The organism is Bradyrhizobium amphicarpaeae, from assembly GCF_002266435.3.
Lineage (GTDB): Bacteria > Pseudomonadota > Alphaproteobacteria > Rhizobiales > Xanthobacteraceae > Bradyrhizobium > Bradyrhizobium amphicarpaeae.
This window is the reverse complement of the sequence record NZ_CP029426.2, coordinates 1069807-1085584: the sequence shown is the minus strand read 5'-3', so window position 1 is coordinate 1085584 and position 15778 is coordinate 1069807. Positions and strand designations below refer to the sequence as shown.

The window sequence follows — 15778 nt, the reverse complement described above, 5'->3', positions numbered from 1 at the left end:
ACGGGCTTTCACCTAGCCGGGAGGACAGGATGAGGATCGCGGCCCCGACGCCGATATCTCGATCGGGGTGGGCGCACCTTCCTTGTCGCCATCGAACAGGATGAGGACACGCCATCCGGTGGACGTCTTGTCCAGCGGCAGAAGTCCCTCCGGCTTTCGCTTCGGATCGAATGGCAGGTCCTTCAGCAGCTCGACGGATTCCGATGCGCCGTCCCACGCATAAACGGCGTAGGTCCCGGGTCCGTCCGCACCAGGACCTGCCAGAACGAGAATGCCATCCCCGAATGATGCGAGATCGCGCACGCCACGACCGTTGCCGAGCGGCAGCCGGTACAAGCGATGGTCCGAACTCTTCCCGTCACCAAACAGGGAAGCCACCTCGACCGCCAGAACGACGGCGCACTTGCCGTCCAGCACGGGACCGCGGAATCCCGCGAGCAATGTCCGATCGCCCTTGATCGCCACTCCCTCGATGGTCAGACCGTTCTTCTCCAGCCGAACATCCATGAAGTCGCGAAGAGCGGGCTCAGTCCCGATGACATCTCTCAGTTTCGACGTACGCTCGAGGCCCGACACGTTGCCATTTACCCCTGTCGTGCGAAACCGGACGATCTGGCTGCTCGCAGCGATCTTCGCTCGAATCTTATCGGCATCTTTCTCTGGATCGAGCTTGTGGTCCTTGTCCCGGGGATGGCCGTGCGAGCCGATGACGTAATAATACTCGTAGTCCCCTTTGGAGAAGGCGACGCCCTCGCCATCGAGTTCGAGCGCTTTGTCGTTGAACGTATTGTCGATCAATTTGACCGGGCTGCCGGCAACGAGCTTGCCGTCGGTCAATTCGACGAACTGGGCGTCCTGGAGGTTGTCGTCGATGACGAGGCACGAACGGGGAAATCCATCCGCGGTCGTGCAGGCAATGCCACTGACATCCTTCGACTTGCCGTCGTCCTCGCCGATCAGCCTTTTCTTGACCGGCCACGCATCGTCCGCCCCGGCTATGGAAGGAGGCACGCACGCCACGACGAGCCCGAGCAGCAGAGTCGCAAGCCATCCCGTTCTGGCGAGGGTCATTGAAGCCTCCCTTCAGCTGCAGTCGGTCCGGATATGGCCAAGCCGTCCAGCCTCACCGCGATATGATGCCGCCAATCTCCTGCGAAGCGGCACGCCATCGAACGTTGATCGGCTTGCCGCCTGTCGATGCGCCAAACATGGAAAGCAAGAGACCGAGAAGCAGAATAGCCGGCTTGAACGAAACGTCACATCGAAGAAACAGGATCGGGCCGAACCATCTCGGTCCAAAATAGCTCATTCATATCTTAGGTTGCATTGTTCCAGATGCCCAGCTGATGTCAACTCACTTTTCTGGGCAGACATGGAGCCGTCGGCGAGAGGTCTCATGAATACGGATTGATCAGCTTTTGCTGCTCGGCGCTGTGCTGCGCGAGCAGGTCGATGAAGGTCCTGACCTTCGCCGACAAATGATGACGATGCGGATAGACCGCGTTCATGGACAGCTCGATCGTCCGATATTCCGGCAAGAGGCGCACGAGGTGGCCGGCTTCGAGGTCGTCCTGGATGAGAAATCCCGCCATCAGACAGATTGCGCCCCCCTCCAGTGCGACCTTGCGCAGCGCTTCCCCGCTATTGGTGACGAAGCTGCCCGAGATGCGTACGGAGGCCGGTGCGCCTTTGCGATCGAGGAAGCGCCATTCGTCGCCGAACGGATAGTTCAAGTGCCGGCCACAATTATGCGCGGCGAGTTCGTCAAGCTTCTGCACCCGGCCGTGCCTCTCGAGATAATCGTGCGAACAACACAGCACATGACGCCAGGTGGCGAGACTGCGGACGATCAGGCTTGAATCCGGCGGCGAGGTCATGCGCAGGGCGACGTCATAGCCTTCCTCGATGAGATCGACGTCAGCCTCGCCCATGCGCAGATCGACCTTGAGCTCCGAATAGGTCGACAGCAGCTTTGCGACCACAGGCGCGACGAACTGCACCATATGCGTGGCGACGTGGATGCGCAGCGTGCCGCGCGGCACCGACTGCAATTCGCCGGCAATGTCGTCGGCCTGTTCGAGATCGGCGAGGATCTGGGTCGAGCGGTCGTAATAGGCCTTGCCGATTTCGGTGAGGCTCACCTTCCGCGTGGTGCGGTTGAGCAGGCGCACACCGAGCCGATCCTCCAGCGCCTGGACATGGTTGCTCACCATGGTTGTCGACATGTTGAGCCGGCGCGCGGCGGCGGAAAAGCCGCCATTCTCGACGACGTGGACGAAGGCAGTGAGGCTGGTAAAGCGATCCATGGCTCGGATTATCCACTCTGACTGGATAATGCTTCAACTTATTCCAAGATTATCACAAGGGGTGCGACAGCACATCTTACCGGCGACCCAACAAGGCACCTTCAAACGGGCCATCTGGGAGTTCCGAGGATGCCATGTCGAATGCAACTTATGTCGCTGAAAGCAAAAGAAAAATCACCCTGCGCCCGTCTCGGCAGGTAATCGGGCGTGCAGCCATCGGGCTGGCTCTGGCGATCGGCGTCGCGGTGGCCGCCGACTATGGCTACGACTATTTGAAAACGGGCCGCTATCTCGAGAGCACCGACGACGCCTACGTGAAGGCCGATTCCACGATCATCGCGCCAAAAGTCTCCGGCTACATCGCCAAGGTGCTGGTCAGTGACAACGAGAAGGTGAAAGCGGGCCAGGCGCTGGCAAAGATCGACGATCGCGACTTCAGGGCGGCGCTCGACCAGGCCAAAGCCGACGTGGCCGCCGGCGAGGCCTCGGTGCGCAACATCGATGCCCAGATCGAACTGCAACAGCCGATCATCGAGCAGAGCACGGCTGATGTCGCTGCTGCCGACGCCAACCTGAAATTCGCCCAGGAAGAGCGTGCCCGCTACGACGACCTCATGAAGACCGGCTCCGGCACGATCCAGCGCGCGCAGCAGACCGACGCGGCGCTGCGCGCGAGCAGCGCGCAATCGCAGCACGCGAAATTTGGCCTGCTGGCCGCGCAGCGCAAGATCGACGTGCTCACCACCCAGCGCGCCCAGGCCGCGGCCCAGCTCGAACGAGCCCGCGCGGTCGCGCAGCAGGCGGCGCTGAACCTTTCCTATACCGAAATCACCGCGCCGGTCGACGGCACCGTCGGCGCCCGGAGCTTGCGGGTCGGCCAATACGTCCAGGCCGGCACGCAATTGATGGCGGTGGTGCCGCTCGATGCGGTCTATGTCGTCGCCAACTTCAAGGAGACCCAGCTCACACATATGCGGCCAGGTCAGCCGGTCGAGTTGCACGTCGACAGTTTTCACAATCGCACGCTGCACGGCCATGTCGACAGCCTGTCGCCGGCGAGCGGGCTCGAGTTCGCGCTGCTGCCGCCCGACAATGCCACCGGCAATTTCACCAAGATCGTGCAGCGGGTCCCGGTGAAAATCGTGCTCGACGACCACAGCCTCACCGGCCTGCTGCGCCCCGGCATGTCGGCGGTGCCGACGGTCGACACCAAGCAGGCGGCACTGGCCGAGCGCGAGACGGCGAAGCGACTGGCGGACAACACGTCCCGCCCCAACGGCGGCTGAAGCCATGAGCACGCTCCAACCCACTGTCGACGCCGCGGCGCGTCTCCCAACTCCCGTTGCGCCCGCCGCTCCGGCGGTGTCCGCAAAGACCTGGATCGCGGTGATCGGCGCAACGCTCGGCGCCTTCATGGCAGTGCTGAACATCCAGATCGTCAACGCCTCGCTCGCCGACATCCAGGGCGCGATCGGTGCCGGCATCGACGACGGCGGCTGGATCTCGACCTCCTATCTGATCGCTGAGATCGTGGTGATCCCGCTCTCCGGCTGGCTGGCGCAGGTGTTCTCGATCCGGATCTATCTTCTGACCAACGCGGTCCTGTTCCTGGTTCTCTCGGCGGCCTGCGCGCTTGCGCAGGATCTGTCGCAGATGATCGTGTTGCGCGCCGTGCAGGGATTTACCGGCGGCGTGCTGATTCCGATGGCGTTCACGCTGATCATCACGCTGCTGCCGCGCGCAAAACAGCCGGTCGGCCTTGCGCTGTTCGCGCTCTCGGCGACGTTCGCGCCCGCGATCGGCCCGACCATCGGCGGCTATCTTACCGAGAATTTCGGCTGGGAATACATCTTCTACGTCAACCTCATCCCCGGCGCGGTGATGGTCGGCATGCTCTGGTACGCGCTCGACGCCAAGCCGATGAAGCTGGCGCTGCTGCGCGAGGGCGACTGGGCCGGCATCGTCACCATGGCGATCGGCCTCTCCGCGCTTCAGACCGTGCTGGAGGAAGGCAACAAGGACGACTGGCTCGGCTCGCCTTTCATCCTCAAGCTGTCAGTGATCGCGGCCGTCGCGCTGACCGCCTTCCTGATCATCGAGCTCACGGTGAAGAAGCCGCTGCTCAACCTGCGTTTGCTGGGCCGCCGCAATTTCGGCTTCGGCATGCTCGCCAATTTCCTGCTCGGCATCGCGCTTTACGGCTCGGTCTTCATCCTGCCGCAATATCTGTCGCGCATCCAAGGCTACAATTCCGAGCAGATCGGCATGGTGCTGGCATGGACCGGATTGCCGCAGCTGCTGCTGATTCCGCTGGTACCGCGCCTGATGCAGAAATTCGATGCGCGGATCATCATCGGTATCGGCTTCGTGCTGTTCGCGGCTTCCAACTTCATGAACATCTATATGACCAACGACTACGCCGCCGACCAGCTGCTGTGGCCCAACGTCGTCCGCGCCGTCGGGCAGGCGCTGGTGATGGCGCCGCTGTCGGCGGTCGCGACAGCAGGTATCGAAGCGGAGAATGCGGGCTCGGCCTCCGGCCTGTTCAACATGATGCGCAATCTCGGCGGCGCTGTCGGCATCGCGTTGCTCCAGACAGTGCTGACGAAGCGCGAGCAGTATCACTCCAACGTGCTGATGCAGTCGGTCTCGGTGTTCGAGCAGGCCACCCGCACACGGCTGGAACAGCTGACGCAATATTTCGTCAATCATGGCATCCTCGACCGTGCCGACGCGGCGCATCGCGCCTATGTCGCGATTGGCCATACCGTTCAGAAGCAGGCCTATATCTTCGCCTTCAGCGACACGTTTTATCTGCTCGGCGTGGCGCTGATCGTCGCGCTCGCCGCGGTCCTGTTCCTGAAGAAGCCCGGCAAGACCTCAGCCGGTGGCGCTCACTGACCTCACCCCGCAAGCAAGGAGAACGACCATGAAGCCCCGCATGAATTTCTACCAGGCCGCCCCCGACACGATGAAAGCGCTGATGGCGCTGGAGACGCAGATCCAGTCCACGGGACTGGAGAAATCGCTGATCGAGCTCGTCAAGATCCGCGCGTCGCAAATCAACGGCTGTGCCTTCTGCATCAACATGCACACCGAGGACGCCCGCAAGCGCGGCGAGACCGAGCAGCGCATCTACCTGCTGAACGCGTGGCGCGAATCCCCGCTCTACACCGACCGCGAGCGCGCCGCGCTGGCCTGGACGGAATCGGTGACGCTGATTTCCGAGACGCACGCGCCTGATGACGTCTACGAGCAGATCCGCACGCAGTTCTCCGAGGAAGAATCGGTGAACCTGACCATGCTGATCGGCGCCATCAACGCCTGGAACAGGATCGCGATCGCGTTTCGCGCGGTCCATCCGGTGAAGGTGAAGGCGTCGGCGGCGTGAGCCAACCACGACCACAGTCTTGTAGGGTGGGCAAAGCGAAAGCGTGCCCACCTTCTGTGGCTACCAGGAGAGAAGACGTGGGCACGGCGCGAGGCGCCTTTTGCCCACCCTACGACAACAGAGTACGCGCCTCAGACCGCCGTCGCCTTGGCGAACTCCACGTAGAGCTCGCGGAGCCGCGTCGCCATCGGACCGGGCTTGCCGTCGCCGATCTTCTTGCCGTCGACGGCGACTACCGGCTGGACGAACGAGGATGCGCTCGTGATGAACGCTTCCTTGGCGGCATGCGCTTCGGCGACCGTGAAGGAACGCTCCTCGACACGGAGCTGGCGTTCTTCGGCGAGCGCAATCACGGCCTTGCGGGTGCAGCCCGGCAGGATCGCGTTGGAATTCTGGCGGGTGACGATGACATCGTCCTTGGTCAGGATGAACGCGGTGGACGAGCCGCCCTCGGTGACATAGCCATCCTGCAGCATCCAGGCCTCGCCGGCGCCGGCTTCGGCCGCGGCCTGCTTCGCCAGCACCTGCGCGAGCAGTGCAACGCTCTTGATGTCTCGCCGCTCCCAGCGGATGTCGGGCACGGTGATCACGTTGATGCCGGTCTTTGCGACCGGAGTGTTGATGATGTCCTTTTCCGAGGTGAACATCACCAGGCTCGATCTCACGTCAGCCTTGGGAAACGGGAAGTCGCGGCCCTTGTCGGCGCCGCGGGTCACCTGGAGATAAACCAGGCCGTTCTCGACCTTGTTGCGCGCGATCAATTCCTTCTGGATCTCGGTGATGCGCTCGAGCGTCTCCGGCAGCTTCAACTTGATCTCGCCGACCGAGCGTTCCAGCCGCGCCAGATGCGAGGCGTTGTCGACCAGCTTGCCGTCAAGCACGGCCGAGACCTCATAGATGCCGTCGGCAAACAGGAAACCGCGATCGAGGACCGAGATTTTGGCGTCCGAGAGCGGGACGAATGAGCCGTTGACATAGGCGATCGGGTCCAAGGCAGGTCTCCTGGAGGGAAGGGATTTGGCGCGCTTATACGCCAATCATGGGCGGCGATCACCCCTCGATTCGTCATTCCGGGGCATTCGCGCAGCGAATGAGCCCGGAATCCATTCCACTCCGGGTGTTGCGCTCGATGGATTCCGGGCCTGCGCCTTCGGCGCATCCCGGAACGACGGCGGGAATTAATGCGACAGGATCTTCGACAAGAACTTCTGTGCGCGGTCGCTGCGCGGCTTGCCGAAGAAGTCTTCCTTCGCCGCGTCCTCGACGATCTCGCCGCGGTCCATGAAGATCACGCGATTGGCAACCTTGCGGGCAAAGCCCATTTCGTGGGTGACGACCATCATGGTCATGCCCTCATGGGCGAGGTCCACCATGACGTCGAGCACCTCGCTGACCATTTCCGGATCGAGCGCCGAGGTCGGTTCGTCGAACAGCATGACGATCGGATCCATGGCGAGCGCACGGGCGATCGCAACGCGCTGCTGCTGGCCGCCGGACAGGTTCGCGGGATATTTCTGCGCCTGTTCCTTGAGGCCGACGCGCTCCAGCAGCTGCATGCCTTTCGCCATCGCCTTGTCGTGCGACCGGCCCAGCACCTTCTGCTGCGCGAGGCAGAGATTGTCGATGATCTTCAGGTGCGGGAACAGCTCGAAGTGCTGGAACACCATGCCGACGCGCGAGCGCAGCTTGGGCAGATTGGTCTTGGGGTCGTTGACCTTGGTGCCGTCGACGCTGATGTCGCCGCTCTGGAACGGCTCCAGCGCATTGACGCATTTGATCAGGGTCGACTTGCCCGAGCCCGAGGGGCCGCAGACCACCACGACCTCACCCTTGGTGACGCTGGTTGTGCAATCGGTCAGCACCTGGAAGCTCGGGCTGTACCATTTGTTGACGTGACTGATTTCGATCATGACCGATGCGCTCTATCGAATGATGGCGATGCGCGCCTGAAGGCGACGGACGCCGAAGGACGCGATACAGGAAATGGTGAAGTAGACGACGGCTGCGAACAGGTACATTTCGACGAGGCGCCCGTCGCGCTGCGCGACCTTGCTCGCCGCGCCCAGGAAGTCCGTGATCGAGAGGACGTAGACCAGCGAAGTGTCCTGGAACAGCACGATGGTCTGCGTGATCAGCACCGGCAGCATGTTGCGGAACGCCTGCGGCAACACGACGTAGCGCATGGTCTGGGCGTAGGTCAGCCCCAGCGCGCTGGCCGCGGCCGGCTGGCCGCGCGAAATCGACTGGATGCCGGCGCGCATGATCTCGGAGAAGTATGCCGCCTCGAACATGATGAAGGTGATGAGCGAGGATGCGAAGGCGCCGACGCTGATCGGACGCGAGGCGCCGGTCACCCATTGTCCGATATAGGGCACCAGGAAGTAGAACCAGAAGATCACCAGCACCAGCGGCAGCGAGCGCATGAAGTCGACATAGACGCCGGCGATGCGCCCGAGGATCTTGTAGCCGGACAGCCGCATCAACGCGAGCGCCGTGCCGAAGACCAGGCCGCCGAGTGCTGCGAGCGCCGTCAACGTCAGGGTGAACGTCATGCCCTCGTAGAACAGATAGGGCAGCGCACGGCGAATGACGTCGAAATCGAGATTGGCGAACATCGCTATTTCCCCGTGATGTAGCCGGGGATCGCGACCCAGCGTTCGAGGAAGCGCATCGCCGTCACGACCACGGCATTGACGAGGAGGTAGAGGATCGTCGCGGCAGTGAAGGCCTCGAACACCTGGAACGAGAATTCCTGCATCGAGCGCGCCTGCCCGGTCAGCTCGAGCAGGCCGATCGTGATCGCGACCGCCGTATTCTTGATGGTGTTGAGGAATTCGGAGGTCAGCGGCGGCAGGATGATGCGGAACGCCATCGGCAGCAGCACGTAGCGATAGGCCTGCACGGTAGTCAGGCCCAGCGCGGTTGCGGCCATCTTCTGCCCTCGCGGCAGCGAGCCGATACCGGCCTGCAGCTGCACGGCCACGCGCGCCGACATGAAGAAGCCGATTCCGATCGCGGCCGTCCAGAACGGCGCGTTCGGAAGTTGCTTCAGCCAGGTGCCCGCGGCCTTGGGCAGCAGTTCCGGCAGCACGAAGAACCACAGGAAGAGCTGCACCAGCAGCGGCATGTTGCGGAAGAATTCGACATAGGCAAAGCCGAACCAGTTGGCCCCTTTCGAAGGCAGCGTCCGCATGACGCCGACGAGCGAGCCGGTGATCAGGGCGATGACCCATGCCAGTGCCCCGGTCTTGAGGGTCAGCACCAGTCCCGACAACAGCATGTCGAGATAGTTGCCGGTCCCCATGGGGTTTGGCTCGAAGAAGATTCCCCAGTTCCAGTGGTAGTTCACGTGTCCCCCGCGCGAACGCGCCAATCAGAGCAAACTTCAGAAAAGTCTCAGGCCCCCATGCAAATGTCCGGCCACCCCTGTGTCAAGAGTGGCCGGACATGATCCCGATCGAAAGATCGAGGTTGTATCTTACTTGTAGTCGTCCGGGTTCGGCGAATCCGTGGGCTTCGCGAACTCGTTCTTCAGCTCGGGCGAAATCGGGCTGTTGAGGTTGAGGCCCTTCGGGGGAATCTTCTGGGTGAACCACTTGTCGTAGATCTTCTGGCCCTCGCCCGAGGTGTAGAGCGCGGCAGTCGCGGCATCGACCACCTTCTTAAACGGCGCGTCGTCCTTGCGCAGCATGATGCCGTAGGGCTCGGGCTTGGAGAACGCGTCCTTGGAGATGACGTAGTCACCCGGCGCCTTCGAGCCGGCTACGAGGCTCGCGAGCAGGATGTCGTCCATCACGAAGGCGACCGCACGGTCGGTCTCGACCATCAGGAAGGCTTCGGCATGGTCCTTGGCCGGGATGATGTTGGCGCCGAGCTTTTTCTCGACGTTGGCCTCGGTGAGCTGCTTGATGTTGGTGGTGCCAGCGGTGGAAACCACGGTCTTGCCCTTGAGGTCGTCGATCGACTTCAGGCCGCTCGACTTCTTGAAGACGTAGCGGCTGGCGGTCAGGAAGTGGGTGTTGGTGAAGGCAACCTGCTTCTGGCGCTCGGCGTTGTTGGTGGTCGAGCCGCATTCGAGGTCGATGGTGCCGTTGGCCATCAGCGGGATGCGGGTCGCCGACGTCACCGGGTTGAGCTTGACCTCGAGCTTGTCGAGCTTGAGCTCCTTCTTCACGGCGTCGACGATCTTGTAGCAGATGTCCATCGCGAACCCGACAGGCTTCTGGTTGTCGTCGAGATAGGAGAACGGGATCGAGGAGTCGCGGAAGCCCAGCGTGATGGCGCCGGTGTCCTTGATGTTCTTCAGCGTGCCGGTCAGCTCCTGGGCCCCGGCCTGGCTGACGGCGAAGGTCGCGGCGAGCGCAAGCCCGATGCTACGGAAATGTTTCACTTTTTTGGTCCCCTTTCAGGATGATGCGGCCCGGATGCAAGCACAGATTGGGCCGGATTAGAATGTGACTTTCGGCTGGCTTGCGGCTCAGGTTAATGGGCTCTGGTCAGCGGCTTGGGCAATTCCCCGAGATCCCAGAACAGCCCGGCCATCACCGTCAAGGCCTCTTCCGTCAGAGGCAGCAGGATGTGCTCATTGGGCGCATGCTGGGAGCAGCCGGGATAGGAGTGCGGGACCCAGATCGTCGGCAGACCCAGGATCTCGGAGAACACGTCGTTGGGCAGCGAGCCGCCAAAGTTCGGCAGCACCGCCGGCGGCTTGCCGGTGGTCTCCTTCACCGAATCCGCCGCCCATTTGATCCAGGGGCTGTCGAAATCGGTCCGCGAGGCGGCAAAGCTCTGCGCCGCCCGCACCTCGACCATCGGAAATCCCTTCTGAACGAGATGCGCGCGGATCGCCTCGATCAGGCCGCCGACCTCGGTGCCGACCACGAAACGCAGCTGCAGCACGGCATTGGCATGGCCCGGAATGGCGTTGGCCGGCTTCTCGATATTGCCCGACGACATCGCCAGCACTTCCAGCGTATTCCAGGCATAGAGCCGTTCGGCTGCCGAAAGACCCTCCTCGCCCCAGTTCTCCGCCAGCGCCGGCTCGTCCTCGGTAGGGACCACCTGCACGTCGGCGAGATAGGAGCGGATCTGGTTGGTGAGCCGCGGCGGCTTCAGCGCGTCCAGCTGGAGGCGGCCGTGGCCGTCGACCAGGGTCGAGATCGCGTTGACCAGGATGGTCGCGGGGTTGGCCAGCACGCCGCCCCAATTGCCGGAATGATGGCCGCCATCGCGCAGGTTCACGTCGAGATGAATGCGGATGCCGCCGCGGCATCCCAGGAACAGCGTCGGGCGGTCGGCGGACAGGCGCGGTCCGTCGGAGGCCATGAAGAGGTCGGCCTTGAGCGCGTCACGATTGAGGTCGCAGACCTTGCCGAGATCCGGCGAGCCGATCTCCTCGCCCATCTCGACGATGAATTTGGCGTTGAAGCCGAGCTTGCCGCCTCGGGCGTCGCGCACCGCGCGGAGTGCCGCCATGTTGATGCTGTGCTGGCCCTTGTTGTCGGCTGTGCCGCGGCCGTACAGCCGGTTGCCCGCAACCGTCGTGCGCCAGGGATCGCGGCCCTCGCGCCACTCGCCCTCCATGCCGTCGACGACGTCGCCATGGCCGTAGATCAGCACGGTCGGCGCTGAGGCGCTTTCGTGATGCTCGGCGAACAGGAACGGCGACTTGCCACTGGGGGACTCGACGATGCGGCTGGTGAAATCGAGCGCGGCAAACGCCGGCTGCATCTCCTGTTCCAGATAGGCGCGCAGCTCGGCGCCACGCGACGGATTCTGGCTTTCGGTCTGATAAGCGACGCGGCGGTCGAGTTCGGCGAGGAACGCGCCGGATTTGAAATCGTCCCGGGCGCGGGCGATGGCGTCGGCTCTGGTCATTGCTATTCGTCTTCAAGGTCTCGAGGCGGGCGTACCTAGCGGGCTACACTGGCCGTCGAAAGTGGCAGGGAGTTGGATAGTTCTTGTACTTCTCTTGTAGTTCTCTTGTACTTCTCTTGGGATTTCGGCCTTGCCCTCGAGAGATTGGCTTGCCAAAGGCGGCAGCCCGTTGGTTTTGACCTTGCCAAGCGCAAGCTATATGCAAGAACTTTGCCAAGTTCGGGCGCACATCTACCATTCGAAGAGCGCTCAGTATAGAGCGCCGGGGAACGATCATGACCAAAGAGATCAGGCTCAACGCCTTTGCGATGAATTGCGTCGCACACCAGTCACCGGGCCTGTGGACCCATCCGCGTGACCGCACCGCCGAGTACAACCGCCTGCCCTACTGGATCGATCTCGCCAAGACGCTGGAGCGCGGCCGGTTCGACGGCTTGTTCCTGGCCGACGTGCTCGGGGTCTACGACGTCTACGGCAACAGCCCTGACGCGGCCTTGCGCAACGCAGCGCAGACGCCATCCAACGAGCCGCTGCTGCTGCTCTCGGCAATGGCTGCGGTGACGAAAAACCTCGGCTTCGGCGTCACCAGCAATCTGTCGTTCGAGCCGCCCTATCCGTTCGCGCGGCGGATGTCGACGCTGGACCATCTCACCGAGGGCCGGATCGGCTGGAATGTCGTCACCGGCTATCTCGACAGCGCCGCGCGCGGTGCCGGCAAGGACAAGCAGACCGGGCATGACGACCGCTACGACATCGCGGACGAATACATGGAGGTGGTCTACAAGCTCTGGGAAGGGAGCTGGGAGGACGACGCCGTGCTGCGCGACCGCAAGCGCGGCATCTTCACCGATCCCAGCAAGGTTCACCGCATCAATCACGAGAGCGCGAACTACCGCATCAACAACACCATCCATCTCAGCGAGCCGTCGCCGCAACGAACGCCGGTGCTGTACCAGGCCGGCACCTCGCCGCGCGGCCGGCAGTTCGCGGCCAAGCATGCCGAATGCGTGTTCATGTCGGGACCGTCGGCCAAGATCATCGCGCCGCGCGTGTCGGCGATCCGCGAAGAAGCCGCCAAGTTCGGCCGCAACCCCGCCGAGCTCCTGATGTTCAACATGATGACGATCATCCTCGGCAACACGGAAGCGGAAGCTGCGGCGAAATATGCCGACTACCGCTCGCATATCAATCCGGAAGGCGCGCTGGCGCTGATGTCGGGATGGACCGGCATCGACTTCTCCGGCTACGAGCTCGACCAGCAGGTGCGTCATGTCCAGAACGATGCCGGTCGGAGCGCGCTCGACAACGTCACGCGCGGCGATCCGGACCGCGTCTGGACCGTGCGCGACGTCATCGAGCATGTCGGCATCGGCGGTGCTGGCCCGGTCGTGGTCGGCACGCCGGAGAGCGTCGCCGACAAGATCGAGGATTGGTTCGAGAAGACCGATGTCGATGGCCTCAACGTAGCCTTCGCCGTCTCGCCGGGCGATTTCGAGGATATCGCCGACATGCTGGTGCCGGAGCTGACGCGGCGCGGACGGTACAAGCCGGAATACGCCAAGGGCACGCTGCGGGAGAAGCTATTCGGCGATGGCCACGCACGGCTCGATGCGCCGCATCCGGCCGCGGAGTATCGGGTGGGGAAGACGGGGTAGTTTCCTCCTCGTCATTGCGAGCGTAGCGAAGCAATCCAGAATCCCTCCGCGAAACAGTCTGGATTGCTTCGTCGCTGCGCTCCTCGCAATGACGGTGGGGCTACACCTTCCCGTCCACTATCACCTCGATCAGCTTCGTCCCCGGCCGGCCAAATGCCGACGACAGCGTTGCCTTCAGCTCGCGGGGATCGTCGATCTTGATCGCCTCGCAGCCGAGCGCCCTGGCAACGCCGGCAAAATCCACGGGCGGATCGATAAAATCCATGCCGACATAATTGTCGTCGCCATGGAAGGCGAGCAGGCGCTGCTTGATGATGCGGTAGCCGCCATTGTTGGCGATGACGACGTTGAGCGGCAGCTTGTGATGGGCCGCCGTCCACAGCGACTGGATCGAATACATTGCGCTGCCGTCGCCGGAGAAGCACACCACGGGGCGATCCGGATTGGCGATGCTGGCGCCGACCGAGGCCGGCAGGCCCCAGCCGATGCCGCCTGAGGCAAGGCCGTGATAGCCGTAGCGATCGCGATGCGGCCGCAGCGCCGTCACCTGCCGGCTGGAGGTGAGGCCCTCGTCGACGAGGATCGCGTTGTCGGGCATAGCCTCGACCATCTGCAGCACCAGATAGTCCGGATCGATCGGCGTGCGGCCGGCGCTCTTGCCGATCTGCTCGACCAGCGCGGCACGGCGCGCGGCCCAGTTCTTCGGCCCGAGTTCGGCGAGACGCTGCCTCGCCCGGCTCGCCAATGTCGCACCACCCATCTCCTTCAGCACCGGGATCAGCGTGCGCAGCGTTTCCTTCAGGTCCGCCTTCAGCGCGATCTCGGCGCCGTAGTTCTTGGCGATCTCCCAGTCGACGAGACCGATCTGCACGATACCGAGACCGTCCGGCAGCGCATCCACCTCGCTATAGACGGACATGCGCAGGGGATCGCCGCCGAGCGCGATCAGCAGATCGTAGGGCGCTAGCGTGTCGCGCGCGACCTTCTGCACGCGCGCCAGCGTTCCGACGAAGCTCGGGCTCTCGGAGAGGAAATGCGAGCCATAGGGCGTCGAGGATTGGTAAGCGGCAGCTCCAAGCAGCTCGGCGAGTTCAGCCGCTTCCTTCAGCGCATCGCTTTTCACCACCTCGTCCATGGTGACGATGACGGGGCGTTCGGCTTTCAACAGCCGCGCAGCAAACGCCCTCAGCGCCTCGCCCGACGGCCTTGTCCGCGCGTCGATGCGAGTGGAGCGGCCGAGATCGATGCCGGCTTCGCTGTTCAGGATGTCGCCGGGCAGCGAGATGAACACCGGACCGGTCGGCGGCGTGGTCGCGATCTTGGCGGCACGGCGCACGATGCGCGGCAGGTCTTCCAGACGCGTCACCTCCACCGCCCATTTCACCAGCGGCTCGGCCATTCGCACCAGCGGGCCGTAGAGCACCGGCTCCATCAACCCGTGACCCTGCTCCTGCTGGCCGGCGGTGAGGATCATCGGCGTGCCCGTGAACTGGGCATTGTAGAGCGAGCCCATGGCGTTGCCGAGGCCGGGGGCGACATGGACATTACAGGCAACGAGCTTGCCGGAGGCGCGGCTGTAACCATCGGCGATCGCGACCACCAGGCTCTCCTGCATCGCCATCACATAGGTGAGATCGGGATGGTCCTTCAGCGCATGCATGATCGGCAGCTCGGTGGTGCCGGGGTTGCCGAACAGATGCGTGATGCCCTCGTCCTTGAGCAGCGCGAGAAAGGCGGAGCGGCCGGTGATCTTGTTCTTCATGTTTCCTCCAGGGAGCGGACGTTGCCGCAAGGACGGATCACATGATGGCCGAAGTTGCGGGAGGCGCGCAAGGAAGCGTGGTCATGGCTGCGTTGCGTGGGGGCGTGCGGCAATTCAGCTTTCGTGTCCCGGACGCGTCGCAGCGCGCAGCGGTGCGGCGCAGAGCCGGGACCCAGATTGGCGCCGAGTTTGCTGACACATGGGTCCCGGCACTGCGCGGCAGCGTTTCACGCTGCAGCGCGTCCGGGACACGAGAGCGGAGCGAATGGAGCTACCTCTCCTCCCGCCCCAGCTCGAACGGATCCTCACCGCCGACCCGCTTCTTCTTTTTCGAGCGCTGCCAGACCACGCCCGGAAAACCCTTCAGCGGCACCAGCGGCTCGCCGGTATAGGTCCATTCCTGCAGCTCCTCGATGGCGATGTGGTAGAGCGGCTGGCGGCCGGTACGCTCCCCAAACAATGCGCGGGGAATGTTGACCATGTGCGGGCCGCGCGGACGCTCATAGGCGATCGGCGTGCCGCACTGCGAGCAGAAGCTGCGCGTGGTTTTGCTGGGCTTGTCCTCGTAGCGGGTGAGAGCGGCCTTGCCGGACGTGATGCGAAACCGCTTCTTCCAGCTGCCGACATAAGTCGCGTAGGCGGCACCATGGGCGCGGCGGCTGGCAGCCGAATGATCGTGCCAGGCCCAGCGCGCGGGGACATCGATCTCGAAGGTGACCTTGCCGCAGAGGCATTGCCCGGTGGCGATCCCTGCGACGGCGGCGGCTTTGGCCATGATATCTCCCGG

At 63.4% G+C, this 15778-nt stretch carries 14 protein-coding genes; 4 read left to right on the top strand and 10 right to left on the bottom strand.

Annotated features, from left to right (window positions below; translation table 11 throughout):
* Positions 1–12: 12 nt before the first annotated feature.
* Positions 13–1071 carry a DUF3616 domain-containing protein gene (locus CIT40_RS05275; protein WP_094894740.1) on the bottom strand — a complete coding sequence of 353 codons (1059 nt, stop codon included), beginning with the start codon at positions 1069–1071 and terminating at the stop codon, positions 13–15.
* 323 nt (positions 1072–1394) lie between these two features.
* The gene (locus CIT40_RS05270) at positions 1395–2306 is read right to left on the bottom strand and encodes a LysR family transcriptional regulator (RefSeq protein ID WP_094894736.1); all 912 of its coding nucleotides are present in this window, start codon (positions 2304–2306) and stop codon (positions 1395–1397) included.
* 134 nt (positions 2307–2440) lie between these two features.
* On the opposite strand from CIT40_RS05270, the gene CIT40_RS05265 reads away from it, so the two are divergent.
* From CIT40_RS05265 to CIT40_RS05255, 3 genes are read left to right on the top strand one after another with little or no spacing between them, the layout of a single operon-like run.
* A complete protein-coding gene (locus tag CIT40_RS05265; RefSeq protein WP_094894734.1) occupies positions 2441–3592 on the top strand; it encodes an HlyD family secretion protein in 1152 nt (383 codons plus the stop codon).
* A gap of 4 nt (positions 3593–3596) precedes the next feature.
* Positions 3597–5207, top strand: a complete 1611-nt coding sequence (locus CIT40_RS05260; protein WP_094894733.1) for an MDR family MFS transporter — start codon at positions 3597–3599, stop codon at positions 5205–5207.
* 28 nt (positions 5208–5235) lie between these two features.
* Positions 5236–5697, top strand: coding sequence for a carboxymuconolactone decarboxylase family protein (locus tag CIT40_RS05255; protein ID WP_094894731.1), 462 nt, complete (start codon positions 5236–5238; stop codon positions 5695–5697).
* A gap of 131 nt (positions 5698–5828) precedes the next feature.
* Here the strand turns inward: CIT40_RS05255 and CIT40_RS05250 are convergent, their stop codons facing one another.
* The 6 genes from CIT40_RS05250 to CIT40_RS05225 form a co-directional block, all read right to left on the bottom strand.
* A complete protein-coding gene (locus CIT40_RS05250; protein ID WP_094894729.1) occupies positions 5829–6689 on the bottom strand; it encodes a D-amino-acid transaminase in 861 nt (286 codons plus the stop codon).
* Between the two features lie 186 nt (positions 6690–6875).
* Positions 6876–7607, bottom strand: a complete 732-nt coding sequence (locus tag CIT40_RS05245) for an amino acid ABC transporter ATP-binding protein (protein ID WP_094894727.1) — start codon at positions 7605–7607, stop codon at positions 6876–6878.
* A gap of 12 nt (positions 7608–7619) precedes the next feature.
* Positions 7620–8312 carry an amino acid ABC transporter permease gene (locus CIT40_RS05240; RefSeq protein ID WP_094894725.1) on the bottom strand — a complete coding sequence of 231 codons (693 nt, stop codon included), beginning with the start codon at positions 8310–8312 and terminating at the stop codon, positions 7620–7622.
* Between the two features lie 2 nt (positions 8313–8314).
* Positions 8315–9046 carry an amino acid ABC transporter permease gene (locus CIT40_RS05235; RefSeq protein WP_094894723.1) on the bottom strand — a complete coding sequence of 244 codons (732 nt, stop codon included), beginning with the start codon at positions 9044–9046 and terminating at the stop codon, positions 8315–8317.
* A gap of 129 nt (positions 9047–9175) precedes the next feature.
* On the bottom strand, positions 9176–10087 hold the full coding sequence (locus tag CIT40_RS05230; RefSeq protein ID WP_094894721.1) for an amino acid ABC transporter substrate-binding protein: 912 nt from the start codon (positions 10085–10087) through the stop codon (positions 9176–9178).
* 92 nt (positions 10088–10179) lie between these two features.
* Entirely contained in the window at positions 10180–11574 is a 1395-nt protein-coding gene (locus CIT40_RS05225; protein ID WP_094894719.1) for a M20 family metallopeptidase, read from the bottom strand.
* A 275-nt stretch (positions 11575–11849) separates the two neighbouring features.
* On the opposite strand from CIT40_RS05225, the gene CIT40_RS05220 reads away from it, so the two are divergent.
* Entirely contained in the window at positions 11850–13229 is a 1380-nt protein-coding gene (locus tag CIT40_RS05220; RefSeq protein ID WP_094894716.1) for an LLM class flavin-dependent oxidoreductase, read from the top strand.
* A 100-nt stretch (positions 13230–13329) separates the two neighbouring features.
* Here CIT40_RS05220 and CIT40_RS05215 read toward each other — a convergent pair whose 3' ends face one another.
* Positions 13330–14991 carry a thiamine pyrophosphate-binding protein gene (locus CIT40_RS05215; protein ID WP_094894713.1) on the bottom strand — a complete coding sequence of 554 codons (1662 nt, stop codon included), beginning with the start codon at positions 14989–14991 and terminating at the stop codon, positions 13330–13332.
* Between the two features lie 271 nt (positions 14992–15262).
* Entirely contained in the window at positions 15263–15766 is a 504-nt protein-coding gene (locus CIT40_RS05210; protein ID WP_094894710.1) for a GFA family protein, read from the bottom strand.
* Positions 15767–15778: the final 12 nt, after the last annotated feature.